The 25,443-nt window shown below is 71.8% G+C and carries 26 protein-coding genes; 10 read left to right on the top strand and 16 right to left on the bottom strand.

The annotated features are described in order from the left end of the window. Positions 1-89: 89 nt before the first annotated feature. The 8 genes from AB0C28_RS26855 to AB0C28_RS26820 are packed head-to-tail and all read right to left on the bottom strand — an operon-like array spanning position 90 to position 6,805. Positions 90-902 carry a hydrogenase maturation protease gene (locus tag AB0C28_RS26855; protein ID WP_358078235.1) on the bottom strand — a complete coding sequence of 271 codons (813 nt, stop codon included), beginning with the start codon at positions 900-902 and terminating at the stop codon, positions 90-92. Next, entirely contained in the window at positions 895-1,914 is a 1,020-nt protein-coding gene (locus AB0C28_RS26850) for a hypothetical protein (RefSeq protein WP_358078232.1), read from the bottom strand. Before AB0C28_RS26850 ends, AB0C28_RS26855 begins: the two co-directional genes overlap by 8 nt. A 4-nt stretch (positions 1,915-1,918) precedes the next feature. After that, positions 1,919-2,557 carry a DUF6084 family protein gene (locus AB0C28_RS26845; RefSeq protein WP_357850463.1) on the bottom strand — a complete coding sequence of 213 codons (639 nt, stop codon included), beginning with the start codon at positions 2,555-2,557 and terminating at the stop codon, positions 1,919-1,921. Position 2,558: 1 nt separating this feature from the next. After that, positions 2,559-2,777, bottom strand: a complete 219-nt coding sequence (locus AB0C28_RS26840; RefSeq protein ID WP_357850460.1) for a hypothetical protein — start codon at positions 2,775-2,777, stop codon at positions 2,559-2,561. Beyond that, the gene (locus AB0C28_RS26835; protein WP_358078229.1) at positions 2,774-3,505 is read right to left on the bottom strand and encodes a DUF5947 family protein; all 732 of its coding nucleotides are present in this window, start codon (positions 3,503-3,505) and stop codon (positions 2,774-2,776) included. The genes AB0C28_RS26840 and AB0C28_RS26835 overlap by 4 nt, the downstream gene beginning before the upstream one ends. Beyond that, positions 3,502-3,945, bottom strand: a complete 444-nt coding sequence (locus AB0C28_RS26830) for a hypothetical protein (protein ID WP_346113751.1) — start codon at positions 3,943-3,945, stop codon at positions 3,502-3,504. The genes AB0C28_RS26835 and AB0C28_RS26830 overlap by 4 nt, the downstream gene beginning before the upstream one ends. A gap of 12 nt (positions 3,946-3,957) precedes the next feature. Continuing rightward, positions 3,958-5,757 (bottom strand): nickel-dependent hydrogenase large subunit, encoded by a 1,800-nt coding sequence (locus AB0C28_RS26825; RefSeq protein ID WP_358078226.1) that lies wholly within the window; start codon positions 5,755-5,757, stop codon positions 3,958-3,960. 13 nt (positions 5,758-5,770) lie between these two features. Next, the gene (locus AB0C28_RS26820; RefSeq protein ID WP_357850451.1) at positions 5,771-6,805 is read right to left on the bottom strand and encodes a hydrogenase expression protein HypE; all 1,035 of its coding nucleotides are present in this window, start codon (positions 6,803-6,805) and stop codon (positions 5,771-5,773) included. Between the two features lie 213 nt (positions 6,806-7,018). Here AB0C28_RS26820 and AB0C28_RS26815 point away from each other — a divergent pair, with 213 nt between their 5' ends. Beyond that, positions 7,019-7,453: a hypothetical protein gene (locus AB0C28_RS26815; RefSeq protein WP_358078223.1), complete on the top strand. Its 435-nt coding sequence runs from the start codon at positions 7,019-7,021 to the stop codon at positions 7,451-7,453. Here AB0C28_RS26815 and AB0C28_RS26810 read toward each other — a convergent pair. From AB0C28_RS26810 to AB0C28_RS26800, 3 genes are all read right to left on the bottom strand, one after another. Next, a complete protein-coding gene (locus AB0C28_RS26810) occupies positions 7,450-8,676 on the bottom strand; it encodes an MFS transporter (RefSeq protein ID WP_357851386.1) in 1,227 nt (408 codons plus the stop codon). The genes AB0C28_RS26815 and AB0C28_RS26810 overlap by 4 nt on opposite strands. Positions 8,677-8,693: 17 nt before the next feature. Next, on the bottom strand, positions 8,694-9,350 hold the full coding sequence (locus tag AB0C28_RS26805) for a nucleoside/nucleotide kinase family protein (RefSeq protein ID WP_358078220.1): 657 nt from the start codon (positions 9,348-9,350) through the stop codon (positions 8,694-8,696). Positions 9,351-9,492: 142 nt separating this feature from the next. Next, positions 9,493-10,701 (bottom strand): cytochrome P450, encoded by a 1,209-nt coding sequence (locus AB0C28_RS26800; protein WP_358078217.1) that lies wholly within the window; start codon positions 10,699-10,701, stop codon positions 9,493-9,495. 248 nt (positions 10,702-10,949) lie between these two features. Here AB0C28_RS26800 and argG point away from each other — a divergent pair, with 248 nt between their 5' ends. The 5 genes from argG (at position 10,950) to AB0C28_RS26775 (ending at position 16,493) form a co-directional block, all read left to right on the top strand. Next, on the top strand, positions 10,950-12,416 hold the full coding sequence (gene argG / locus AB0C28_RS26795) for an argininosuccinate synthase (protein WP_357850439.1): 1,467 nt from the start codon (positions 10,950-10,952) through the stop codon (positions 12,414-12,416). 533 nt (positions 12,417-12,949) lie between these two features. Then, positions 12,950-13,759, top strand: a complete 810-nt coding sequence (locus AB0C28_RS26790) for an SAM-dependent methyltransferase (protein ID WP_357850436.1) — start codon at positions 12,950-12,952, stop codon at positions 13,757-13,759. Positions 13,760-13,910: 151 nt separating this feature from the next. After that, positions 13,911-14,327, top strand: coding sequence for an ATP-binding protein (locus AB0C28_RS26785; RefSeq protein ID WP_358078214.1), 417 nt, complete (start codon positions 13,911-13,913; stop codon positions 14,325-14,327). Between the two features lie 121 nt (positions 14,328-14,448). Beyond that, complete coding sequence (locus AB0C28_RS26780; RefSeq protein WP_358078211.1) at positions 14,449-15,324, top strand: sulfotransferase; 876 nt, start codon at positions 14,449-14,451, stop codon at positions 15,322-15,324. After that, a complete protein-coding gene (locus tag AB0C28_RS26775; RefSeq protein ID WP_357850427.1) occupies positions 15,321-16,493 on the top strand; it encodes a glycosyltransferase family 4 protein in 1,173 nt (390 codons plus the stop codon). Before AB0C28_RS26780 ends, AB0C28_RS26775 begins: the two co-directional genes overlap by 4 nt. Before the next feature lie 4 nt (positions 16,494-16,497). Here AB0C28_RS26775 and mltG read toward each other — a convergent pair whose 3' ends face one another. From mltG to AB0C28_RS26760, 3 genes are all read right to left on the bottom strand, one after another. Next, complete coding sequence (mltG, locus tag AB0C28_RS26770) at positions 16,498-17,412, bottom strand: endolytic transglycosylase MltG (RefSeq protein ID WP_358078209.1); 915 nt, start codon at positions 17,410-17,412, stop codon at positions 16,498-16,500. After that, complete coding sequence (locus tag AB0C28_RS26765; RefSeq protein ID WP_357850421.1) at positions 17,409-17,921, bottom strand: SigE family RNA polymerase sigma factor; 513 nt, start codon at positions 17,919-17,921, stop codon at positions 17,409-17,411. The genes mltG and AB0C28_RS26765 overlap by 4 nt, the downstream gene beginning before the upstream one ends. A 75-nt stretch (positions 17,922-17,996) precedes the next feature. Further along, a complete protein-coding gene (locus AB0C28_RS26760; RefSeq protein WP_358078206.1) occupies positions 17,997-19,661 on the bottom strand; it encodes an ABC-F family ATP-binding cassette domain-containing protein in 1,665 nt (554 codons plus the stop codon). 354 nt (positions 19,662-20,015) lie between these two features. On the opposite strand from AB0C28_RS26760, the gene AB0C28_RS26755 reads away from it, so the two are divergent. Together AB0C28_RS26755 and AB0C28_RS26750 are read left to right on the top strand one after the other, a co-directional pair. Beyond that, entirely contained in the window at positions 20,016-21,236 is a 1,221-nt protein-coding gene (locus AB0C28_RS26755) for an acyltransferase (RefSeq protein ID WP_358078204.1), read from the top strand. A 9-nt stretch (positions 21,237-21,245) separates the two neighbouring features. Then, positions 21,246-21,395 carry a hypothetical protein gene (locus tag AB0C28_RS26750; RefSeq protein ID WP_358078202.1) on the top strand — a complete coding sequence of 50 codons (150 nt, stop codon included), beginning with the start codon at positions 21,246-21,248 and terminating at the stop codon, positions 21,393-21,395. A 63-nt stretch (positions 21,396-21,458) separates the two neighbouring features. On the opposite strand, the gene AB0C28_RS26745 is transcribed toward AB0C28_RS26750, so the two are convergent. Further along, a complete protein-coding gene (locus tag AB0C28_RS26745; protein ID WP_357850409.1) occupies positions 21,459-22,112 on the bottom strand; it encodes an SAM-dependent methyltransferase in 654 nt (217 codons plus the stop codon). A 170-nt stretch (positions 22,113-22,282) separates the two neighbouring features. Here AB0C28_RS26745 and AB0C28_RS26740 point away from each other — a divergent pair, with 170 nt between their 5' ends. Both AB0C28_RS26740 and AB0C28_RS26735 read left to right on the top strand, forming a co-directional pair. Further along, positions 22,283-22,645, top strand: a complete 363-nt coding sequence (locus tag AB0C28_RS26740) for a BlaI/MecI/CopY family transcriptional regulator (RefSeq protein WP_357850406.1) — start codon at positions 22,283-22,285, stop codon at positions 22,643-22,645. Continuing rightward, complete coding sequence (locus tag AB0C28_RS26735) at positions 22,642-23,535, top strand: M48 family metalloprotease (protein WP_357850403.1); 894 nt, start codon at positions 22,642-22,644, stop codon at positions 23,533-23,535. The genes AB0C28_RS26740 and AB0C28_RS26735 overlap by 4 nt, the downstream gene beginning before the upstream one ends. A 19-nt stretch (positions 23,536-23,554) precedes the next feature. Here AB0C28_RS26735 and AB0C28_RS26730 read toward each other — a convergent pair whose 3' ends face one another. Further along, entirely contained in the window at positions 23,555-25,384 is a 1,830-nt protein-coding gene (locus tag AB0C28_RS26730; protein WP_358078199.1) for a BTAD domain-containing putative transcriptional regulator, read from the bottom strand. Between the last annotated feature and the right edge of the window lie 59 nt (positions 25,385-25,443).

Genomic DNA, 25,443 nt, shown 5'->3' with positions numbered 1-25,443 from the left:
GATCTCCGGCCACTGGTGGACCACGATCGCCGCCAGCCCGCAGAGCAGGAGCAACCGCACCATCCGCGACTTCCACATGCCACGTCACCTCATCCGTGAGCACGATCGCGGCAGCCCCGTCCGGCGCTTTCCGCAATCATTTCCATAACCAGGGCATTCACCAGACCGGCCGCCTCCGGGACGGCCGCCTGCACGGGGGCGCTCAGCTCGTACAGCGCCTCGCCGGCGCTCTCCGGCTCGCAGCACACGATCCGGATCAGGCGCGGCACCGGGCCCAGCTCCGCGGCCAGCCGCAGCACCTTGACCGGGTCCATGCCGTGTGTCTCCAGCGGCTGCCCGGCGCTCCCGTCTCGTTCCGCGAGGGTTACCGGGTCCAGGACGGTGAGGGTGCCGGGTGGCTCGCCGCGGGGGGCCGCGTCGACGAGGATCGCGGCGTCGTAGTCGCGTTGCAGCGCGTAGACCAGGTCCATGCCGCGGATGCCGAAGTCCACGACCTCGACGCCGGGTGCGCGGGGCGCGGCCGACAGGTGGCGGGCCACCTCGACGCCGAAGCCGTCGTCGCCCAGGAAGACGTTGCCGATCCCGGCCACCAGGACGCGGAACGTCCGCTCGCCGAGCGGCTCGATCTCCTCGGCCGCGTAGAAGAAGCGGTGGCCGGGCAGCCGGGCCTCGCCCAGGTCCCTGCCGGGGTCGTCGTCCACGGTGACGGCGAAGTGGAACGCGCCCTCCTCGTCCTGCTCGACCGCCTCCACCACGCCTTCCCTGCCCGTCAGGACCAGGTCGAGCACGTCGGCGGTGCCCCTCGGGCGCAGCCGCACCCGGCTGCCCGCGCGCACCTCGACCCCGTCCACGACCACCACGGAAGGGCCGCGCCCCTCCATCCGGGTCCAGAAGTCACCCATGTGTCCCTCCCCTTTCACCGGCCGCCGCCGGGCCTCCGCCGCGCCAGGTGCCGCTGAGGCGCATGAGCTCCTCCTGGGTGAGCGCCGTGCAGCGGTCGAGGATCTCGCGCGCGCGTGGGTCGCCGGCCCGGATCTCCTCCCGTTCGCCGTCGCTCAGCGCCAGTACGCAAAGCGTGAGGAGCTGGTCGATCTCGGTCGCGTCGAACAGGTCGCCGGGGCTCTCCGGCGCGATCTGCGGCTGGTCGTACAGGATGATCGGCGCCGACAGCACGGTGTGCAGGTCCTCCCCCGCCAGCACCGGCCACAGGCCGTCGTTGCGGCAGGCTTCGGCGTGCTCGCGCAGGTCCGGCGGCGGGTCCGTCTGGGAGACGAAGCGCCCGTCCGGCGCGTGCAGGACGACGTGCGCGGACACGAACGTGCGAGCCGTCGTCTCCTCCCGCGTGCCGCCCGGCGGCCATGGCGTGGTGTTGACGACGTCGGCCGTGACCCGGAAGAGCCTCGGCCCCAGCCGCTCGGCCCGCACCTCGACGTGCCCGCACAGCGCCTCCCACCGGCGCACCACCTCTGCCGCCCGCTCCTCGCCCGCCGTGCGCGCCTCCCGCGCCGCGCCCTGCTCCCCCGCCGCGCGTTCCTCGCCGGCCGCGAGGTCGATCCGCGCGAGGGCCGGGTCGCCGCCGAGGGTCAGGTCCGGTACGTGTACCTCGCGCTCGCGTGCCTCCTCACCCCGCCCGGCCGCGCCGATCCTGGCCACGACGTGCAGGAACCGTACGGACACCGCGACGGTCGCGCCGGGATCGGCCTCGACCAGGCACTCGGTACGGATCCGCGACCGGTCGCCGCACCCTTCTGGATGGACGCCGCCGATCGTCCAGCGGTGCCGGTTCTTCAGCGAGGACTCGCGGTAGGGCCACAGCAGGTAGCCCTCGTAGAGCACCGCCCGCGCGATCCGCCTGACGTGCTCGGCCCCGCCGCCTTCCGCCTCGAAAAAATCGTCCGTGCCGCTCACCGTCATGTCGTCAGCCCTTCGCCAGCAGTGAGCGGATCACGTCGTCCCAGCCGGTAAGCGTGTGCCGCACCTTGTACGCGTACAGCCGGTCGAACTCCTCCCGGCCCAGCCGCACCCACGCACCGCCGGGAAAGTGGCGTTCCATCAGCTCCCGCCACACCCGCACCGGCATCGCGAAGGCCGCCTCGGCCCGTCTGGGCAGGTGCGCGGCCTGCAGCCGGCCGCCGTCCAGGTAGAAGACGGTGCCGGTGAACAGGAAGTCCAGCGGTGCCACGCCGTCCTCCAGCCCGTGGAAGTACTTGGCGGCGGCCACCTCGAAGTCGTACGTGCACGGCACGGTGATCCGGGCCTTCGTGCTCCCGGTGAAGCCGGGCACCTGGGTGACGGTCTGCGTCCACAGCAGGCTGGACAGGTTGCGCGACCACTCGTCCGGCGGGCCGAACAGCTCGGCCAGCCGTTCCTTGTCACGCTCGTCGTAACGGCGGCGGGTGGCGTCGATGCGGATCTGGGTGGCGAGCGTGAGCGAGCGGACCTCGTGCCCGCCGGCGGCTCGCAGGGTCAGCGTGAAGTCGAGGGCGGGCACGGCGGCGGGCCCGGCCGGCTCGACGCCCTCGACCTCGATGCTCAGCTCTGGCGGCGCGGAGGGCATGTCAGGCGGGCGACAGGTTCGGCATGCTGGGGTCGATCGGGTCGTGTTTGCCGGGGTTGATGCCGGTCGAGCGCTTGGCCGTGGAGCGGCCGTCGGGCAGGTGGCCGTCCTGTTTGTCATAGTTGCCGGTGGCGTTGCCCTCCTTGATGCCCTTGACGTGGGCGGGCGCGTCGGGCTTGACGTCCGGATGGCCGGTCCTGATGGGTTTGCGCGCGCTCATGCGGGGCTCCTGTCGTCGCTGAGGTCGGTGAAGAAACGGGCGATCCGTTCGCGTACGGCCGGGCCGCCGGTCAGGCCGCGCCAGTGGGAGCGGACCAGGCCGACGAGCCGGTAGCAGTCGTCGAGCGGGACGATCCAGGCGCCGTGGTCGCGGTCGAGCAGCAGCGCCTCGACGTCGGGCTCCAGCAGCTTCATGAGCGGGTCGTCCCAGGCCGGGCCCGCCACGGCGCCCGCCGGGCTGGGGTAGTACATGACGCTGCGGCCGGCGCCCGAGTCGCGTACCAGGAAGACCGTGCGGACGGGGGCGCTCAGGCCGGACCAGGTGAAGCCGTCCTGCCGCTCGCGCCGCCGGGGCACCAGGCGGTACTGGGTGCCGCCCGCTGCGGCGTTGTCGAAGAGCACCTGGCAGGCGCGGCAGGCGCAGCACAGCTCGCGGGTGGTCAGGTCGAGCAGGTGCCGGTGGCCCTCGGGTACCGGCTCCCCGCACAACTCACACCGCTCCTCCCCACCCGGCCCGCCGTCGTCCGGTGCGGGTGCGGTGGCGGGTGCGGTGGCGGGTGCGGTGGCGGGTGCGGTGGCGGGTGCGGTGGCGGGTGCAGTGGCGGGTGCGGTGGCGGGTGCGGTGGCGGGTGCGGTGGTGCGCCGGCGGCGGGTGAGGTCGTGCAGGCGCAGGCCGCCGCCGGCACGCGTCTTACCGACCACGGCGCCGCCGCCCGCTGCGTCGCTCACTGCGCCGCCGCCCCGCGTCGTACGGTCAACGTTTCGACGGGGATCACCGGCCGCTCGTCCAGCTCGACCTCCACCCGTTCCACCTCGGGCGCCGCCGCGCGCACCGCCCGTTCCACCCCCGCCGTGGCCGACGAGCGGCAGCCCGAGGCGCGTACACGCAACCGGGCCACGCCGTCCTCCAGGGTCAGCAGCTCGGCCCCCGCCCCGGCCGCCGCCGCCTCGGCGCGGGCCCGTACGGGCAGCGGATGCAGGTCGTGCAGGACGAGCAGGTGAGAGACCAGCTCGTCGCCGGCCAGCTCCGCCGCCAGTGGCTCGCCCGCCAGCGCCATCACCCGCGCCAGCCCGTCGCCGTACAGCTCAAGCAGCTCCCCGACCAGCTCGATCGCGGCCGGCTCTGCCTCGTCGAGGAGCGCCTCGATGCGCTCGATCCGCTCCGTCATGGCCCCCGCCGCCTATCCGGCCGCGCCGAACGTCGGCGAGTGCACCTGTTGGAGCACCTTCCCGTCGCCCAGGTACATGTGCACGCCGCACGGCAGGCACGGGTCGAAGCTGCGCACGGTACGCATGATGTCGATGCCCTTGAACGACTCGGGCCCGTTCTCCTCGAAGATCGGCAGCCCCTGGACGGCGTCCTCGTAAGGGCCGGGCGTGCCGAAGCTGTCGCGCGGGCTGGCGTTCCACGGCGTCGGCGGGTACGGGTGGTAGTTCGCGATCTTGCCGTCCCTGATCACCATGTGGTGCGACAGGACCCCGCGCACGGCCTCGTGGAAGCCGCAGCCGATCGCCTCGTCGGGCACGTCGAAGTCGTTGAACACCTGGGTCCGCCCGGCCCTGACCTCGCCCATCGCCTGCTCGACGAAGTAGCACGCCATGGCCGCCGCGTACGCGACGAAGTAGACGCGGGCCCGGTTGCGCTCGATGGTGTTGGCCCAGCGCGGCACCTTCCACTCGAAGCTCATCTCCGGCAGGGTCATGCTCTTCGGCAGGTTGATCTCCACGGAGCCGCCCGTGGCGCGGACGGTGCCGGTGTCGACCAGCCCGGCGAGCGCGGTCGCCCAGAGCCTGGCCAGCGGGCCGCCGCCGGTGTCGAGCGCGAGGTGGTCGCCGGTGCGGCCGTCGTACCAGCGGGGGCTCATCACCCAGCTGTAGTTGCCGCCTTCCAGGTCGCGCTTCTGCGGCTTGGGCAGCGTCGTCTGGTTCCACGGGTGGCGCTGGTCGACCGGGTTGCCGAGCGGGTCGTGGGTGACGAACGTCTCCTCGGACTGCCAGTCGTCGTAGTAGGAGCTGCCGAGCAGGATGCGGATGCCGAGGTTGATGTCGACCAGGCTCGTGGTGAGCAGTTCGCCGTCGAGCACGATGCCGGGCGTGACGAACATCTTGCGGCCCCAGGAGGCCATGTTCCGGTAGTCGTAGTCGACGGCGGCGGGGTCCTGGAAAGCGCCCCAGCAGCCGAGCATCACCCTGCGCCGGCCGACCTCCTCGTAGCCGGGCAGCGCCTCGTAGAAGAAGTCGAAGAGGTCGTCGTTCATCGGGACGGCCTTCTTGACGAAGTCGAGCACGCGCAGCAGCCTGGCCAGGTAGTCGGTGAACACCTGGGGTGTCGCGACGGTGCCGACGCCGCCCGGATAGAGCGTGGACGGGTGCACGTGGCGCCCCTCCATCAGGCAGCACATCTCCCTGGTGACCCGGCTGACCTGCAGCGCCTCGCGGTAGACGTCGCCTTCGAAGGGGTTGAACGCGCGCATGACGTCGGCGATCGTGCGGTAGCCGTGGATGCGGGCGTTCGGCGCCTCGGTGGTCTCGGCGCGCCGCAGCAGGCTCGGGTTGGTCTGCTTGACCATCTGCTCGCAGTAGTCGACGAAGACCAGGTTGTCCTGGAAGAGCGTGTGGTCGAACATGTACTCGGCGGCCTCGCCGAGGTTGATGATCCACTCGGCCAGCGGCGGCGGTTTGACGCCGTACGCCATGTTCTGGGCGTAGATCGAGCAGGTCGCGTGGTTGTCACCGCAGATGCCGCAGATGCGGCTGGTGATGAAGTGCGCGTCGCGCGGATCCTTGCCCTTCATGAACACGCTGTAGCCGCGGAACAGCGACGAGGTGCTCCTGCATTCGACCACCTCGCGGTTGTTGAAGTCGATCTTCGTGTAGATGCCGAGGTTGCCGATGATCCTGGTGATCGGGTCCCAGGACATCTCGACCAGTTCGCGCTCGGTACCCTTCGCCTGGCCGCGTCCCGCGGTACGGGTTGTCACCTTGCCGTTCCCCCTAGTTGCCCCAGCGGGGGTCGTACCCGCTGGTCAGCTTGCGCCCGTTGTGCCGCCACTTCGGCTCCTTGTTGGCCGAGCGGTTGGTGATGGAGCGGAGCCTGCGGATCAGCGAGCCGTAACCGGCGCTCACCGTCGCCGACACCGACGCGCCGGGGGGTTCGTCCATGAACGGCATGAACTTGTCGGGGAAGCCGGGCATCGTGCAGGCGATGCAGACGCCGCCCACGTTGGGGCAGCCCCCGACCCCGTCCATCCAGCCGCGCTTGGTGACGTTGCAGTTGACCACCGGGCCCCAGCAGCCGACCCGCACCAGGCACTTGGGCGAGTTGTAGTCGCGGGCGAAGTCGCCCTGCTCGTAGTAGCCGGCCCGGTCGCAGCCCTCGTGCACGGTCTTGCCGAACAGCCAGGTGGGCCGGAGCATCTCGTCCAGCGGGATCGTCGGCGCGAGGCCGGCCGCCTGGTAGAGCAGCCAGGTCAGGGTCTCCATGAAGTTGTCGGGCTGCACCGGGCAGCCGGGCACGTTCACGATCGGCAGGTCGCCCGCCGAGCGGAAGCCGGAGCCCAGGTAGTCGGTCAGTCCCATCGCGCCGGTGGGGTTGCCCGCCATGGCGTGGATGCCCCCGTACGCGGCGCAGGTGCCGATCGCGACCACGGCCCACGCCTTGGGCGCCAGCCGGTCGATCCACTCGTTGACGGTGATCGGCTCGCCGGTCGCCGGGTCGTTGCCCATGGCCGTCCAGAAGCCGTCACCGTTGATCCGCTCGTTCGGGATCGACCCCTCGACCACCAGGATGAACGGCCCCAGCTCGCCCCGGTCGGCCTGGTGGAAGGCGGCCATGAAGGCGTCGCCGACCTCGGTGGCCAGCACCTTGTTGTGCAGGTGCACCTTGGGCAGGCCGGGCACGAGGCCGAGCAGCACGTCCTCGATGCTGGGCAGCGTGGCGGCCGTGACGGACACGGTGTCGCCGTCGCAGCTCAGCCCCTCCGAGGTCCACAGAATGTGCACCTCGTCGAGCGCGGTGGATGTCGTCATGGCCCAACCCCCCGATCGGCCACTCCAGGTGATGCTCCATCACCTCTCCGTAGCGCACATACCGCTCAGAACGCGCCCGCAAACCCCCAGCCCTAACATGACGCAAGGTGAGCATTCTGTAGCGCACCGTGTCATAACCTGCGCTTGCATGACGAGGCGGGGGCGGGCGGACACTCGAAGTGACCGCTCATCGCCCGACCGAGGAGGCTCCTCGTGCGCGACGGGTTCGAGTCCCGAGAGTCCTGGCCTTTCGAGTGCCTGCGCTGCCTGTACGTCTGGGAGGAGGACTACCTTGTCCGTCACATGACCGACGACCACGGCAACGAGGTCCAGGTCTGGCTGAGCGCCGGAGTGACCGTGCAGCCGCCCTGGTCGGGGATGGCCTGCCCGGCGTGCGGCGCCTACCACCTGACCTCGTTCCCCGCTCACTACCTCAGCCGCCATCCCGAGCTGACGGCGGCCCCCGACCCCCCGCCGCTGCCCAGGGCACCGGTCGTCCCCGCCGGGGATGCGGAGCCGTCGATCGCCTCCCCCGCCTTCCGGATGCCGCTGCCGCGCCGGATCCTCATCGCTCTCGGGGTGCCGGTGATCGCCTTCGCGGGCTACGAGTTCTACCGGTACGTCTTAGCCCCCATCGGGCATCACTAGCGGCCGGGCAGTTCGCGCAGCGAGCGCAGCGGCGAGGCCAGCCCGATCGCGGTGCCGGCCAGCATCAGGCAGGACGTGACGACCAGCGTGGCCCGCGGCCCGAGCGCCGTGCCCGCCGCGCCGCCGAGCAGCGCGCCGAGCGCCTGGCCCCCGTAGGCCAGGAACCGCCAGGTGGCGTTGGCCCGGGAGAGCAGGCCGGGCGCGATCAGGGCCTGGCGCAGGGTCTGCTGGTTGACCCCGAACAGGGAGGGGCCGCTGCCGCGCAGGACCTGCGACACGACGAGGACGGCCAGCGTGACGGCGAACGGGCCGGCCGCGGCGGCGAGCACCAGCCCGGCGGCGGAGGCCAGGCCCATGCCGGCGATGAACGTCGGCCCTGGGCCGAAGCGGTGGGTGACGCGGGTGGCCACCAGCGCGCCGGCGACACTCGCCACGCCGCTGACCGCGACGAGGACGCCGATCAGGCCCGCCGTGAGCTTCAGGTCGTGGACCAGGTAGAGGACGAGCACGACGGCCTGAGCCTGGCCGGCCAGCGCGCCCACGGTGGCGGCCAGGATCACCGCGCGCATGACCCGGTCGGCGAAGACCGCGCGCAGCCCTTCGGCGATGTCGGTGCGCAGCCGCACGCGGCTTCGCTCCCCCGCCGCCGGTGGCCGGCCCGCCACGCCGATGCGCGTCTTGAGCAGGGCGGAGATCGCGAACGAGGCCGCGTCCACGGCGATGGCGACCGGAGCGGTGAGCGCCGACACCAGCAGACCGCCCGCCGCCGAGCCGGTGGTGTTCACCGTGGCGTTGCTCAGCATGAGCGTGCTGTTGGCGGCCAGCAGCCGCTCGCGCGGGACCAGCGACGGGGTGAAGGACTGCGCCGCCACCGCCTCGAAGAGCCCGGCCACCCCGGCCAGCGTCACCACCGCGTACAGGTGCCACATCCGCAGCAGACCGAGGGCGGCCAGCACGGGCAGCGCCCCGAGCAGCAGCGCCCTGGCCGCGTCGGCCAGCACGATCGTGCGGCGGTACGGCAGCCGGTCCACCCACACGCCGGCGGGCAGCCCCAGGACGAGGTGCGGTAACAGCCCGGCCGCGCCGAGCAGGCCCATCTCCGTGGCCGAGGCGTCCAGGTGGAGCACCGCCGTCAGGGGCAGCGCCACCGTCGTGACGCTGGACCCCAGCAGCGAGACGGAGTTGCCCAGGAACAGCCGGCGGAAATCGGCGTGCGCGGCCAGGACCGCCCTGGGCCGGCTCAGGAGATGCCCAGCCGGTCGAAGTCCACCAGCAGGTCGGCGGCGTCGCGGGTGGCGCGGATGGCCGCGGCGTTCGGCTCGTCCACCTCGGCGACCCAGCGCACGGCCTCGTCGGGGGTCTTGCCGAACCGGACGTGCCTGCCGGTCAGGCGTTTCAGGCGGATCCGGTCGTCGAGGTCGGTGTACCAGACCTCGGTCATCGCGGCCTTCACCCGCCGCCACGGCTCACCGGGCAGGAGCAGGTAGTTGCCCTCGCTGACGACGACCCTGGCCTGCGGCGGGACCGGGATGGCGCCGGCGATGGGCTGCTCGATCTCGCGGTCGAACGAGGGAGCGTAGACGACGTCGCTCTTTTCGGCGCGCAGGCGGTGCAGCAGCGCCAGGTAGCCGTGGCCGTCGAACGTGTCCACGGCGCCCTTGCGGCCGCGCCGGCCGAGCCGTTCGAGCTCGACGTCGGCCAGGTGGAAGCCGTCCATCGGCACCCAGACGGCGGGCAACCCGGTCTCGGTGAGCGCGCCGGCCAGCCAACCGGCCAGCGTCGACTTGCCCGCTCCCGGACAGCCCGCGATGCCGATCAGCACCCGCTCGCCGCCGCGCGCCAGCGCGCGCACGCGGTCGAGCAGCGCGCTCGCGTCAGGTCCGGCCGCCGGGCTCAAGGCGCTCCCGTCAGATCCGGCGGAACGGCTCACGGAGCTCCCGTCGGGTTCCGCTGCACGGCTCAAGGCGCTTCCTCGGGGGTCGGGGCCGGGGGTCGGGATCATTATCGCCCGCGCGCGCCCGGTCCCGGTCCGCCCCTTCTCACCAGGTGACGGGCAGCTCGTAGACCCCGTAGACCTGGCCGTCGTGCTTGAACGGGATCTCCTCCATCTCCGCCGCCAGGGCCAGGGTGGGGATGCGCCGGTAGAGGGTGCCGTAGACGACCTGCAGTTCCAGCCGGGCCAGCGGCTGGCCGAGGCACTGGTGCACGCCGAAGCCGAAGGCCACGTGGCGGCGGGCGTCGCGGCTCACGTCCAGCTCGTCGGGGTCGGGGAAGACCTCGGGGTCGCGGTTGCCGATGTCGTTGGGCATGATGATGCCCTCGCCCGCCCTGATGACCTGGCCGGCGATCTCGATGTCCGCCGTCGCGACCCGGCGCCGGCCGCTGTGGGTGATGTTGAGGTAGCGCAGCAGCTCCTCCCCCGCCCCCGCGACCAGCGTGGCATCCTCGCTCTCGCGCAGCAGCGCGAGCTGGGCCGGATGGCGCAACAGAGCGAGGGTGCCGAGCGCGATCATGTTGGCGGTGGTCTCGTGCCCGGCGATCAGCAGCAGCACGCCCATCTGGGCCGCTTCCTGCCGGGTCAGCTCGCCGGCGCCGACCCGGGCGGCCACCTTGGACAGCAGGTCGTCGGCCGGGTGCTCGATCTTCTTGCCCACGAGCCCGTCCAGGTACTCGAACAGGCTCCCGAACGCGACCGCGCGCTCCTCCGGCGTGACGCTGCGCTTGATGACGGTCTTGCTGTTGTCCTGGAAGAAGTCGTGGTCGGCGTACGGGACCCCGAGCAGCTCGCAGATCACCAGCGACGGCACCGGCAGCGCGAACGCCTCCACCAGGTCCACCGGCTTCGGCCCGGCCAGCAGGTCGTCGATCAGCCGGTCCACGATCCGCTGCACGGCGGGGCGCATGCCCTCGACCCGCCTGACCGTGAACGCGCCCTGCACCATGCGGCGCAGCCGGGCGTGCTCGGGGTCGTCCATGAGGATGAAGCTGAGCGAGCCCCCGCCCATGCCGGCGGTGTGGATCGGATAGCCGGGCCGGGTGACGTCGGCGCTGACCTGCGGATGGCCGAGCAGCGCCTTCTGCTCGGCGTGCGTGGTCACGAACCACGGCGTGCTGCCGTCCCACAGCCGCACCTTGGCCAGCGGGCCGTGGCGGCGCAGCTCCCGCAGCTCGGGCGGTGGGTCGAACGGGCACGTCGCGGCCCTGACGCCGGGGAACTCGGGGACCGCCTCGTCCGTGGTGATCTTCATCGATGACCTTCCTTGACGTTCGGCCTGTCTCACAGTGACGCCGCCTGTCGATTTGAGGCGGTATCAGCCAACCAAGCAGGGGAGACCGAGTCAAGCAAGTGACTTAAAGTTTGCCTCCGGGCCACCTCGGCACCCCGGTGGCGCGCACCGGGAGCCCGCTCGCCCGGACGAGACCTTCGACACACCGGCCCGGTTTCTTCGCGAGCCTCATTGAATGGTCATGCAGTCGTATGTATATACTTCTACTCGTGTCCAAGATGCTCACCTCTCTCCCAGTAGGCGAACGGGTCGGGATCGCCTTCTCCGGCGGCCTCGACACCTCCGTGGCGGTCGCGTGGATGCGCGAGAAGGGTGCGGTGCCCTGCACCTACACCGCCGACATCGGCCAGTACGACGAGCCCGACATCGCCTCGGTGCCCGGTCGCGCCGGCGCGTACGGCGCCGAGATCGCCCGCCTGGTCGACTGCCGGGCGGCCCTGGTGGAGGAGGGTCTCGCGGCGCTGTCCTGCGGGGCGTTCCACATCCGCTCCGGCGGCCGCACCTACTTCAACACCACCCCGCTCGGCCGGGCCGTCACGGGCACCCTGCTGGTGCGCGCGATGCTCGACGACGGCGTGCTGATCTGGGGAGACGGCTCGACCTTCAAGGGCAACGACATCGAGCGGTTCTACCGCTACGGCCTGCTCGCCAACCCGTCGCTGCGCATCTACAAGCCGTGGCTGGACGCCGACTTCGTCCACGAGCTCGGCGGGCGCAAGGAGATGTCGGAGTGGCTGCTCGACCGCGACCTCCCCTACCGCGCCAGCACCGAGAAGGCGTACTCGACGGACGCCAACATCTGGGGCGCGACCCACGAGGCCAAGGCGCTCGAACACCTCGACACCGGCATCGAGCTGGTCGAGCCGATCATGGGCGTGCGGTTCTGGGACCCCGAGGTGGAGATCCCCACCGAGGACGTCACCATCGGCTTCGAGCGCGGCCGGCCGGTGACGATCAACGGCAAGGAGTTCCCCTCCCCCGTCGACCTGGTGCTTGAGGCCAACGCCATCGGCGGCCGGCACGGGCTGGGCATGTCCGACCAGATCGAGAACCGGATCATCGAGGCCAAGAGCCGGGGCATCTACGAGGCTCCCGGCATGGCGCTGCTGCACGCCGCCTACGAACGGCTGGTCAACGCCATCCACAACGAGGACACCCTGGCCAGCTACCACAGCGAGGGCCGCAAGCTGGGCCGGCTGCTCTACGAGGGCCGCTGGCTGGACCCGCAGTCGCTGATGCTGCGCGAGTCGCTGCAGCGCTGGGTCGGCACGGCCGTCACCGGCGAGGTGACGCTGCGACTGCGGCGCGGGGAAGACTACTCCGTCCTGGAGACCTCCGGCCCCGCGTTCAGCTACCACCCCGACAAGCTGTCCATGGAGCGCACCGAGGACGCCGCGTTCGGGCCGCTCGACCGCATCGGCCAGCTCACCATGCGCAACCTCGACATCGCCGACTCGCGCGCCAAGCTGGAGCAGTACGCCGGGCTCGGCATGGTCGGCAGCCCGCACCAGACGCTGCTGGGCGCCACGCAGGTGGCCGCGACCGACCTGATCGGCGCGATGCCCGAGGGCGGCGCCGAGGCTATCGCCGCCCGTGGCGAGGTGCCGTCGCCGGGCGATGTCTCCGACGACGAGGAGCTGCTCGACCAGGCCGCCATGGAGCTCGGCACCGACTGAGCCCGCCGCCGCCGAAACTCTGAGCCGCGCCCCGCCACCCCGGGGCGCGGTTCTTCGCGTTCGGGGGGCGGCGGGGTTTCGGCGGGGTGCGGGATCGAGGCCGCCGGCGGCACGATGACCGGATTACGCCGCCGCGCGGAGCGGAAACGATCTTCACCGCGGGGAACGATCTCCCGACCGCCTACACCTTGGAACGATCTTCAACCGGGCTCCCCGAGGCGCCCATTCGCGATCCTAGATCGCCAATTCGCGGCCGAACAACCCTTCTGACCTGGTACGGAACCGGCAGTCAGCCGCCGTTCACCGGCGAAATTGATCAAAGCCGGACGGATGCCCCCAGACGCGGATCCTTCCCACGATGATTCTGGTAACAAACATTTCCCAAGATAACCGGTCTATCGTGTTGTCATTCACTGGAATTGTTGGAACATATGGTTCGAGTCATCGAGTGAGGTCCATAGATCGCATACCGGAAAAAGGGTAGCGGCGAGGGGAAAGGGGCAACGCTCATGCATCAGCGTGCTGTCCGAAACTTGGCCAAGCTCGAAACCACACAGGCCAGGATCACCCGCCTTTTCGACGCGGCGGCCGGCGGGAAGAACAACTTCCTGGCCGACAAGGACACGGTGCGCCATTTTGATCAAGCCACCCCCGCCCTGACGAACGCGGCCCGCGCGGTGCTCGAGTTTCTCTCCCGGATGATTCGCCATCTTGCCACCGTCGAGGGCATCGACCAATTCATGATCGTCGGTAGTGGCATCCCCAGTGGCCTTCCGGCCGGCAATCGGTTACATGATCTGGCCCGTCGTTCCGCCGCCTCGGACCCGCGCGTGCTGTATGTCGAGAACAATCCGATGGTCGTCGCCATGGCCCAGGCCACCATCGAACCGTTCACCGATCTGGTGCGCGTGGTGGAGGGCGACGCCAGGGAGATCGACGACGTGCTGCGCGACCACGTGGTGCAGACCTTCCTCGACTGGGACCGCCCCATGGCCGTGCTGCTGCTGTCGGCCTACAGCCTCGACGACGACGAGCACGCCCACTACGTCATCAAGCGCCTGCGTCACACCGCTCCCGCCGACAGTTTCCTCGGTCTGCTGCACACCACGTTCGACGGCATCCCGCCGGAGTTGCTGCCCGCCATCCGCGACATGCTCGCGATGACGCTGCCCCACCTCGCGATCCGGTCGCGTGAGGAGGTGGCGGCCCTGCTGGAGGGGCTCGACCTGATGGAGCCCGGTCTGGTGTGGGTGCCCGAGTGGCGTCCTGGCGGCGGCGACCTCGCCTGCCGCGACGAGCCCAGCTCGTCCGGCAACTTCGGCGCCGTGGCCCGCATCCCCTGAGCAGCCGTGAGCCGCATCCCCCGAGAAGCCGTGGACCCCATCCCCTGAGAATCCGCCCCTTCCGCCGAGAATCTTCCCCTCACGCATTCACAAGAGCGAAGGTGAACGATTATCGTGGAATTGGGAGCGCTCCCAAAGGTCGAGAGATGTGATGCGTATGGCCCTCCAGCCAGGGTCCCTGTCCGCCCCGCCGGTCCGCACGGTGGAATACCTGCTGCCGTCCGTGCCCGCGGGGGTCGGCGAGGCCCGCTCCCTCGTCCGCTCCGACCTGATCCATTGGGGCCTCACGCACATCATCGACGACTGCCTGCTCATCGTGAGCGAGCTGGTCACCAACGCCGTACGCCACGGCGGCTCCGCCTACGCCCTGCGCCTGGAGACCCGCGCGGACCGGCTGTACGGCGAGGTCTTCGACCCGGGCGACGGCATCCCCGCCCAGCGCTCACCCGACCTGGACGCGCCCTCGGGGCGGGGGCTGCAGATCGTCGCCGCGATCGCCGACGAGTGGGGCGTAGCCGCCGCCAGCGGCGGCAAGGTCGTCTGGTTCTCGGTGATCTGCGCTCCCTGACGCCTCCCTCACCCCTCCTGACGCCACAGGCCCGGCGAAACCGTCATTTCGCCCGCACAGGCCCTCCGACCTGGTGCATCACACAGGCAATCTCCAGGTAAGCCGGGTAATCTCCCTCGGCATGAAGTGGCAGCGCACAATAAACGGCGCGCTGGCCAGGTACACAGGATTCCAGGTCAACCGAGTAGGTAAAGCAGGGCAAACGGCGGGCTCGCCGGCGAAGGTCCCGGCCAAGCGGCCGGAGACGCCGTTCCGTCCGCCGGCCGATCCCGAGACCGACCGCCTGCTGCGGGCACCGGTGTTCATCATCTCGCCGGTCCGGTCGGGCTCCACGCTGCTGCGGGCGATGCTCAACGCTCACCCGGACCTGCACGCTCCCCATGAGCTGCACGTACGCCGGTTGCGAGTGGAATTCGATACCTCGCTGGCCGAGAGGGCGATGTCCGCCCTCGGACACACCAAGGCCGATCTCGAACATCTGCTGTGGGATCGGGTGCTCCACCGCGAGCTGGTACGCAGCGGCAAACGGTTCATCGTCGAGAAGACCCCGGCCAACGCGTTCGCCTACGAGCGCCTGTCCGCCTGCTGGCCGGACGCCCGGTTCCTCTTCCTGCTGCGTCACCCCGCCTCGATCGCGACCTCCTGGCACGAGGCCAGCCCTGACAAGCGCACCCCCGACGAGGCCGCGGCCGACGCGCTGCGGTACATGAAGGCCGTGCAGCGGGCCCGCACCGCGCTGCCCGGCCTGACCGTGCGTTACGAGGAGCTGACCGCCGACCCGGAGCGGATCTCGCGCGGCATCTGCGACTTCCTCGGCCTGCCCTGGGCTCCCGAGCTGCTGTCCTACGGCCGGCCCGAGGTGGTGACCAAGGGTCTCGGCGACTGGAAGGACAAGATCCAGTCGGGCATGGTGCAACGGGGCCGCGAGCTGCCCCGGGCGGAGGAGATCCCCGAAGGGCTCAAGGTCATGTGCCGGACCTGGGAGTACCTCTCGTGAAGATCCGCTACATGCTGCTGCACGCGTACGGCATGGGCGGCACCATCCGTACCGTGGTCAACCAGGCCAATGCCATGGCCGAGGCGGGCCACGACGTCGAGATCGTCAGCGTGGTCCGCCGCCGCGACGAGCCGCAGTTCGCCATCGACCCCCGGGTCGGGCTGTCGGCGCTGGTGGACCAGCGCGACGGCGTCGTACCCGACTCGCTGGCCAGGAAGGTGTGGCGGCGCGCCCGCGGCAAGATCGTCCCGTACGGCGAGTTCGCCGCCGAGTACTTCACCGAGCGCGTGGAGGGGGCGGTCATCGACTACGTCTCCTCGCTCACCGACGGCGTCCTCGTCACCACGCGCCCGGCGCTCAACCTGATCTCGGCCCGCCGCACGCCGGCGAGCGTGATCCGGGTCGCCCAGGAGCACATGAACCTGGCCTCCTACCACGAGGCCGTGCGCGAGCAGATCGCCCGCCACTACGGCCGCTTCGACACCATCGCCGTGCTGACCGAGACCAGCCGCGAGGAGTACACCACCCTCCTCCCCGGAACGCCGGTGGTGCGCATCCCGAACGCGGTGCACATGGACGACCGCGAGCACAGCCGGCAGCAGAACCCCGTCGTGATCGCCGTCGGCCGGTTGGTGCCCCAGAAGGGCTTCGACCTGCTGATCACCGCCTTCGAGACCGTCGCCCGCGAGCATCCCGGATGGAAGCTGCGCATCTTCGGCACCGGCCCGTTGAAGGAGCGGTTGCAGGAGCGCATCGACGAGGCCGGGCTGGGTGACCAGGTGAGGCTGATGGGGCGCAGCAACCGCATCCACGACGAGCTGGCCAGGGCATCCGTCTACACGCTCAGCTCCAGGATCGAGGGGCTGCCGATGGCGATGATCGAGGCCATGGGCCACGCCCTGCCGATCGTCGCCTTCGACTGCCCCACCGGGCCCGCCGACGTCCTCACCCCGGGCAAGGACGGGGTGCTGGTGCCGCCGCGCGACACGGACGCCCTGGCCGCCGCGCTCGGCGAGGTGATCGCCGACCGCGACCTGCGGGTGCGGATGGGGGCCGCCGCCGCGGAGACGGCCGTCTCCTACACCCCGCAGGTCGTGATGCCGCTCTGGGAGCAGCTGTTCGCGTCGCTGGAACACGGGCGCGCGAACGGCTCCAGAGCGGCCGGCTGACCGGTCAGCCCTTGTAGCGTTTGACGAGGTCCTCGTACTCCGCCTGGGTGGTGGCGTACTCCAGGGCGCCGGTCTTCGGATCGACGGCCACGAAGTACAGCCAGGACCCCTTGGCGGGGTGCAGGGCCGCCTTGAGCGCCGCCGTGCCGGGGGCGAGGATGGGGCCCGGAGGCAGGCCGCGGTGGCGGTAGGTGTTGTACGGCGTCCGCGCCTTGACGTCCTTCACGGTCGCCTGGATGCCGTACTTGCCGAGTCCGTACATGACCGTGCAGTCGAGCTGCAGATACATGCCGCGATCCAGGCGGTTGCGGATGACGCGGGCCACCTTGGGCATGTCGGCCTTGCTGGGCGACTCCGCCTGCACCAGGCTGGCGATGATGACGACGTCGAGAGGCGCGGGCCGGGCGTCCAGGCCGAGCTTGGCGGACTCCGTGCGGAATCGGGCCACCATCGCGGCGAGGAGTTCCGTGGGGGTGGTGGCGGTGGTGTACTCGTACGTGCCCGGGTAGGCGAAGCCCTCCAGCCGGCCCTTGGCGTAGGCGGGCAGGCTCAGCGCCCGCCCGTCCCGCGCGGCCTGCGCGAAGGCGGCGAGGGGTCTGCCGGTCGCGTGGGCGAGCCGGGCGAGAACGTCGGCGAGGCGTGTCCCCTCCTTGATGACGACCCGGTCCGGCCGCGGTTGCGGCCGCGTGGCCGCCTGCGTGGCCGCCGGCGGGGCCGGCCGGTCCGGCTCCGACAGGGTCCGCACCGCGACGGTGCCGCCCGCCGCCAGCACCACGACGGCGGCCGCGGCGGCCAGGGCGACGCCCCGCCGGTGCGTGCGGGGCGGCGGGAGCGAGCGCAGGAAACGCTCGGGGTGCGGTGGCCGCTCCTCGTCCGCCAGTTCGGCGAGGGTCTCGCGGAGCAGGTCCTCGACGTTCATCTGAACTCCCTCACAGTGCTCAGCTCGGGGGCGGACCGCTTCAGCCGCTCCAGCGAGCGGTAGATCTGGCTGCGGACCGAGCCCACCCGCACGCCCAGCAGGCGCGCGATCTCGGTCTCCGACATGTCCTCGAAGTAACGCAGCACGAGCATGGTCCGCTGGCGCGGCGTCAGCCTGGCCAGCGCCGCCCGCATGGTCAGGCGCAGGTCGGCGCTGTCGGCGTGCCCGTCGCGCGGCACGTCGGGCTGCTCGGCGGTGCTCAGCTCGACGATCTTGGCGCGGCGGCGCCACCGGCTCACCTGTTCGTGGTACATGGCCCGGCGGACATAACCCTCGATGGCCGCCGGGTCCCGCAGGCCGCGCCAGCGCGCGGCCGTCTTGGCCAGAGCCGACTGCACCAGGTCCTCGGCGGCGTGCCGGTCACCGGTCAGCAGGTAGGCGGTGCGGAAGAGCGCGCCCGACCTGTCGATGACGAACTGCCGGAAGTTCGCCGCAAATCCTGGATCCACCCGGTCCTCCTCACGATGTCACCAGCAAGGACGAGACGGGACCGCGAAACTATGCCTCCTGCGGGATGTGTCCGCTCATGCGAGCTCGGTCAGCCGGCCCTCCGCCAGCCGCAGCCGCCGCTCGACCCCGATCCCGGCCAGGAACCGCTCGTCGTGGCTGACCACGATGAACGCCCCCTCGTACGCGTTCAGCGCGCTCTCCAGCTGCCCGACGCTGACCAGGTCGAGGTTGTTGGTGGGCTCGTCGAGCAGCAGGAGCTGGGGCGCGGGCTCGGCGCACAGGACGCAGGCCAGGGTGGCGCGCAGCCGTTCGCCGCCCGAGAGCACCCCCACCGGCAGGTGCGCCTTGGCGCCCCGGAACAGGAAGCGGGCCAGCAGGTTCATCCGGTCGGCCTGGGGCAGCTCGGGGGCGAACGCGGCGAAGTTCTCCGCCACGGTGCGGTCCACGTCGAGCAGGTCGAGCCGCTGCGACAGGTAGGCGATCCGGCCGTCCGCCCGCCTGATCAGGCCGCTTTCCGGCTCAAGACCGCCCTCGACCAGGCGTAGCAGGGTGGATTTGCCGGCGCCGTTGGGGCCGGTCAGCGCGATGCGCTCGGGCCCGCGCACGGTCAGGTCCAGCCCTTCTCCTGCGTAGAGCGTCCGTCCGTCGTGCCCCGCCTGCGGCCGTTCGCCGGGGAAGCCCGCCTGCAGCCGTTCGGCGTGGAAGAGCGTGCGGCCGGCCGGGACGCGGGTTCCCGGCAGCTCCAGCACCAGCTTCTGGTCGTCGCGCACGGCGCGCTCCGCCTCGTCGAGCCTGGCCTTGGCGTCGCCGACCCGCGCGGCGTGGGTCTGGCCCGCCTTGCCCGCCGACTCCTGGGCGCCGCGTTTCATGTTCCCGGCGAAGATGCGGGGCAGGCCGGCGCTCTTGAGGTTGCGGGCGGCGTTGCTGGCCCGGCGGTCGGCCCGCTCCCTGGCCTGCTGCAGCTCCCGCTTCTCGCGCTTGAGCTCCTGCTCGGCGTTGCGCACGTTCTTCTCGGCGGCCTCCTGCTCGGCGCGCACGGCCTCCTCGTACGCGGTGAAGTTCCCGCCGTACGAACGCAGCTCGCCCTCGTGCAGCTCGGCGATGCGGTCCATCCGGTCGAGCAGCGCCCGGTCGTGGCTGACCAGCAGCAGGCACCCGTTCCACGTCTCCAGCACGCCGTGCAGCCGGTTCCTGGCGTCGAGGTCGAGGTTGTTGGTCGGCTCGTCGAGCAGCAGCACATCGGGGCGCCGCAGCAGTTGCGCGGCCAGGCCGAGCGAGATGACCTGGCCGCCGCTGAGCGTGTCGAGGGTGCGGCCGAAGCCGAGCTCGCCGAGACCGAGGCGGTCGAGCTGGGCCCTGGTGCGCTCCTCGATGTCCCAGTCGTTGCCGATCGTGGTGAAGTGCTCCTCGCTCGCGTCACCGGCCTCGATGGCGTCCAGCGCCGCGATCACGGGCGCGATGCCGAGCACCTCGGCCACGGTGAGCCCGCCGGAGCGCGGCCCGGCCGAGAAGGGCAGGGTCTGCGGCAGGTAGCCGAGCGTGCCCTGGACGGTCACCGACCCGGCGGCCGACCGGAGTTCGCCGGCGATCAGCTTGAGAAGCGTGCTCTTGCCCGCGCCGTTGGGGGCGACGAGCCCCGTGCGGCCGGCGCCGACGGTGAAGGACAGGTTCTGGAAGACCGGCACGTCGCCGGGCCAGGAGAAGGACAGGCCGGAGCAGACGATGAAGGCATCGGACATGGCGAAAAACCTCGTACGGGTACGCGGGCGCGCGACGGCGGTCGCCCGGTGACGGGAACCCCGATGAGCGGGGGCAGGGACGGTGGAACGACGGCATGGCCCGCACGGCGGCGGCATGGGCGCGCCCGCCGGGGCCGGTCATCTTCCGGTATCACCCGGAGATGTCGTCGTCACCTGCCATGTCCGCTCTCCCTGTGTACGCGATCCGAGGGGCTGCCCTGTCGAGGTCAACCAGGCACTCGATCAAAAGTGCCTATCACCCTAGCAGCCGCCCAGGACCGCTTCCGCCACACCTGCCACACCCCCTGCGGATAACGGGATGGCGCGACGTTAAAGGTTCGGTAAATTGCCGGGGTGATCCCCGCCGCGCCTGATTCCTCACCTGCGTCTGCCCGCCCGCGCCTGGCCTGGCTGGACGCTCTCCGGGGGATCGCGGCGATCGCGGTGCTCGCCGAGCACATGTTGCAGGCCGTCATGCCCTCGCTGCGCCCCTACTGGTGCAATCTGGGCATCTATGGCGTGCTGGTGTTCTTCCTGGTCAGCGGCTACATCATTCCGTTCTCGCTGGAGCGGCGGGGTGATCTGCGGGCTTTCTGGATCTCCCGTGCCTTTCGTCTGTATCCGCTCTACCTGGCGGTCATCGTCCTGACGCTCGCGCTGTCGTGGTGGATCCCGGTGCGCGAGGCCGTCCCCCGCGACCTGACGGCCGTGGCGGCGCATCTCACCATGCTGACCGACGTGGTGGGCGTGGCCGCGGTGGTCGACCCGATGTGGACGCTGTCGTACGAGATGGTGTTCTATCTCGTGGCCGCCGCCATGTACGCGGCGGGCGTGCACGCGGGCGGCGGCGTGGCCGCGCTGCTGTTCGCGGCCGGCGCGATGGTGGCGGGGCTGATGCTGTCCGGCCCGCCGCTGGCCGGCGACTGGCCCGTGTGGGTGTCGAGCGCCGGCTTCGCCGCCGGGCTGGCGTGCGTGCTCGCGCGGCGGGCCGCGATGGCCGCGACGTGCGCCCTGGGCGCGGGGGCGGTCGCGCTGCTGTTCCTCAGCGGGCGCACGCCCTGGTTCGGCGCGGCGATGCTGGCGGTCATGTTCGTCGGGAACGCGGTCCACCGGTGGGAACGCGGCACCGGACGGCTCTGGCCGATCGTGCCCGCCGCCACGCTCGTCGCCGTGGCGCCGGTGTGGGCGCCGCAGGCCGGCTGGTGGTGGGTGCGGCCCGACGTGTGGATCACCACGCTCACGCTCGCCGCGCTCACCTTCGCCGCCGGCATGGCGCTGCGGGAGCGGCGGGTGCCGCGGGCGCTGGCGTGGCTGGGGCTCGTCAGCTACTCGCTCTACCTGACGCACGTCCCGCTGCTGAAGGTGCTCGTCGAGCTGGCGGGCGACCTGCGTGCCGCCTCCCTGCCCCTCCAGGCGGTCGCCACGGTGCTCGTCACGGGGGCCGTGCTGGCCGCGAGCTGGGTCACGTACCGGCTCGTCGAGGTGCCCGCGCAGCGTCTGGGGCGGGCGCTGACGAGCAGGCGGGAACCGGTCGTCCGCGCGTCCGCGCCGGTCGCGGCGGGGCCCGGATGTTAGCGTCCGCCTATGGCTGTCCCTCCGCCCGACAACGAGCGCTCAGGACGGCCCACGCGTGGGCGCCGCGTGCTGCTGGTCGTGGGCGCGGCGCTGCTGGTCCTGCTGTCCGTGGCGATGGGGGCCGCCTCGTTCCTGCTGTCCGTCAGGGGGCTGCGGTGAACGAGGCTCGGGCTCTCAGGGGCTCGGGGTCTCAGGGGCTCGGGGTCTCAGGGGCTCGCGGTCTCAGGGGCTCGCGGTGAGGGTGTCCGGGGCGCGGCCGTACACCGAGATCCCGTAGGGGCGGCCGTTCCCGCGTACGACGAGCTCCTCGATCTGGCGTAGCGAGCCCGCCGCCGAGAAGTGGCGGTGCAGCCGCCTGGACTCAGGGAACGGGTGGGAGACCATCAGCACGCCGCCGGGCTCCAGCAGGCCGGCCAGCCGCCCCGAGACCTGGCGCAGGCTGCGCGCACCACCCACGTAGTAGAGCATCTCGGTGCAGACCACCAGGTCGAACGCGCCCTGCGGCGCGTGCCTGCGGATGTCCAGACAGGCGAAGCGGGCGGCCGAGGCGGCGCGTCGCGCGGCGCTGCGGATGGCCTGCGACGAGATGTCCACGCCCAGCGTCTCCGCCCCCGGGTGGGCCGTGGCCAGCAGGTCGGTGAAGACGCCCTCGCTGCAGCCGACGTCGAGGATACGGGCGTACTCGCGCCGGGGCAGGCAGCCGAGCAGTGCCGCGTGCCGGTCGCGCTCGTAGCCGTCGCTGGTGTAGCGCCAGGGGTCGGGCCTGCGGTGCCACCAGTCGAAGTAGCGGCGTACCGACTCCTGCGCGCCCGTGGCGGGCAGGAGGGCCAGCAGGCCGAAGAATGCGCGGTGAAGGGCGTCGCCCGCCTTGGCCATGTCACTCCTTGGGGTCGCTCCTTGGGTCACTCCTTTTCTTCTACGACAAATGTCGTAGCTGCGCGCGGCTGCCTGGAGCCGCGTGGTGGACGAGCCCGGCCTGCCACCGGCCGGAGGATGGGATACGGTTCCGGCAGAGAGGGCCGTCGGAGCGGTGGAGGTGCGGTTCGATGTCGCGGCGCAAGCTCGGGCAACTGGAGGCCGAGGTGCTCGCCGTGCTGGCGGGGGCGGACGGGTTCCTGTCGCCCAACGACATCGGCGACCGGCTGGCTGGCGGGGCCGCGTACACGACGGTGAACACGATCCTGTTCCGCCTGCTGGACAAGAACATGGTCGACCGCGAGAAGCGGGGGCGGGCCTACGTCTACCGGCTGACCGCCGACGAGCCCGGCCTGGCCGCCGAGCGGATGTTCGGCCACCTGCGGCTGGCGCACAATCCGTCGGCGGTGCTCAGCCAGTTCGTCCACGGCCTCAACCCCAAGGAGGAGGAGGCCCTGCGCGCGCTGCTCGACGAGACGGGAGAGCAGCGGTGAACCTGGAGATCTACCTGCCGACCGCGCTGCTGGCGCTGAGCACCCTGGTCGTCGCGTGGCGGCAGCCCCGCATGCATCCCGCCTGGACGGCGCGGATCCTGATCCTGTTCATCGGCGCCTCCGCGTCGGCCGTGCTCGGCCTGCTGGCCTTCCTCGTCGTGATGGCCACCGGCGTCTGGACCCCGGCGAAAGCCGCGCTGGCGGGCGGCCTGCTGGCCGACAACGGCCGGGTCCCCCTTCCGGTGGGGGTCGCGGCGGGGGCGCTGCTGGTGCTCATCGCCGTGGCGGTGACCTGCTCCGCGCTGCGCTGGCGGCGGGAGCTCCGCGCGGTCAGGGCTCTGGGCACGGGGGTCGTCGCCGACGAACGGCCATACGCGATGGCGGTGCCGGGGCACGAGGGCGGGGTGATCCTCTCCAGCGGCCTGGTCGGGCTGCTGTCCAGGCGCGAGCTTGAGGTCGTGTTCCGCCACGAGGCCGCCCATCTCAAGCACCGCCACCATCTCTACCTGGTGGCGGGCTCGGTCTTCACCCGCGTCTTCCCCTTCCTGGCGTATCCGTACCGGGCGCTGCGGTACGCGCTCGAACGCTGGGCCGACGAGGAGGCCGCCGTGGCGGTCGGCGACCGGGTGCTGACCGCGCGGACGATCGCCCGGGTCGCGCTGGCCCAGCCCATCATGGGGTCCGCCCCTTCCGGCCCCCATGATGGGCCGGGCCGGCTCGCACTCACCGGCTCCCATGTCACGCGCAGGGTCACCGCGCTGCTCGGACGCACTCCGCCCGACAGCCGGATCGCCGGGCCCGTGCTGTTCGGCGGCGCCTGGATGGCCACCGGCGGCGCCATCTCCCCCACCGTCACCCATCACGTCAACCTCGTCCTGGTGCTGCTGTGACGCCTCCCCTGCCCGGTGCTCAGGCCGCGCCCTGCTTCTCGCCGCCCAGGATCTCCTCGTAGAGCCTGGTCAGGGCGGGGCTCGGGGACAGGCCCAGGCGGGCGGCGAGATCGCGGCGTACGGACTCGTACTGCGACAGTGCCTCGGAGGTGCGCCCGCAGCCGGCCAGAGCGCGCATCCGGGCGGCGACCAGCCGCTCGCGGTCAGGCGAGAGCCGCACCACCTCGTCGAGCCTCGCGAGCGCCTCGGCGGGCCGGCCCTGCTCGATCGCCAGCTCCGCCCAGTCCTCACCGGCCGCCAGGTACGCCTCGGTGAACCGGCCGATCGCCTCGTCGACCATCGGCACCCCGGCGAACTCCGCGAGCGGCCCGCCCCGCCACAGCCGCAGCGCCCCCTCCAGCGCCTCCAGCGCCGCGCAGGTCTCTCCCCTGCCCCGCAGGTCGCGCCCGGCGCCGGCCAGCCGGCGGAACCTGAGCAGGTCCAGCTCCTCCGGCTCCACGGCCACGCGGTAGCCACGGCCGTGGAAGGAGATCCGGTCGCCGAGGTGCCTGCGCATCGTGGAGATGTACACCTGGAGGTTCTTGCGGGCTGTGGGCGGCGGAGCGTCCTGCCAGAGTGTGGCGATCAGTTGGTCGGTGGGGACCACCTCGTTCGGCAGCGTGAGCAGGACGGCGATCAGCAGCCGCGCCTTCCTGGCGGTGACGGGCAGAGGCGTGCCGGCCATGTTCAGGTCGAGCGGCCCGAGCACACGGGCGTCCAGTCCCGCGCCACCGGCCAGACCAGTGTCCTCCGCCACCGGCTCCACCAGGGTGCGCCCCGCTACCCGGCCCATCGACGCACGCCCGGCCGTCCGGCCTGCCGGCATTTCCGCCGTGGTGCCGGGGGCCGGCGCGCTGTTCCGTCGGGCCGCGCGGGCGTGCAGGTCGCGGACCATGGCGAGCACGGCGCGGGAGACGTCCTCCACGCCTGCCCTGGTCTCGTACCAGTGCCAGTCGCCGTCGCCGTCGGCTTCGAGGAAGACCGGGCCCCGTGCCGTCAGCAGGAAGTCGAAGGCCGCGTAACGCAGCTCCCAGCGCCCGGCCAGCTCGCGCACGGCCCTGGCGACGGCCTCGGGGACCGCCACCTGGGCGACCGTGACCGCCGGGTGATGCCGGCTCGCCGTGGGTGAGGGCCTGGTCACGCGGAAGGCCCGCAGGACGCCGTCCACGTGGTGGACGCGGAGCTCGGCCCGGTGCTCGACGTACTCCTGCACGATGACCGGCACGCCCCGCACCGGACCGGTTCCTGGCATTGCGTTGGCTCCTGGCACGGGGCAGGGGACGAGGCTGGGGGTGGTGCCTGTCGTGTGGCGGTCGAGGGGCTTGACGACGGCGCGGGGGCCGCCGAGGGTTCCGGCCGCCGTGGCGGCGTCGGTCGTGACGATCGTCCTGGGGGTGCGTACGCCCGCCCTGGCCGCGTCCCTCAGCCGTACGAGCCGCCCCGGATCGCCCGCGCCGGGCAGCCGCACCCTGGACAGCTCCGGCAACCGGCCGATCAGCGCGTGCCACGGGCCGGCCATGACCGGGGACGGCGCCGGGAACGCGTGGCCGGGCGCCGCACCTGGCGGCAGGTGGCGGGCCCAGGTGACTGCGGGGACGATCCGGCGGCCGTCGATCCGCAGCGAGCCGTCCTCCTCCAGGGTCAGCGCCAGGCCCGCGAGCGCCTGGGCGTCGATCCGCAGGCTCGGCACGCCCAGCGCGGACAGCCCCCGCTGCAGCCCCGTGAACTCGGCACTCCCCGCCTGGTCCACGAACACCACGCACGGCAGGACCGTCCCGGGATCCGCCGCTGCGGGCAGCCCCCAGGTCACGGCCGCCCGGCCGGCCCACGCGTCAGGAAACCCGGCCGCCCGCCCGACCCCCGAATCAA

Source organism: Nonomuraea sp. NPDC048892 (genome assembly GCF_040649735.1).
Classification (GTDB): domain Bacteria; phylum Actinomycetota; class Actinomycetes; order Streptosporangiales; family Streptosporangiaceae; genus Nonomuraea; species Nonomuraea maheshkhaliensis.
Note: the sequence above shows the minus strand (reverse complement) of the source record. Positions and strands in the feature narration are given on the sequence as shown.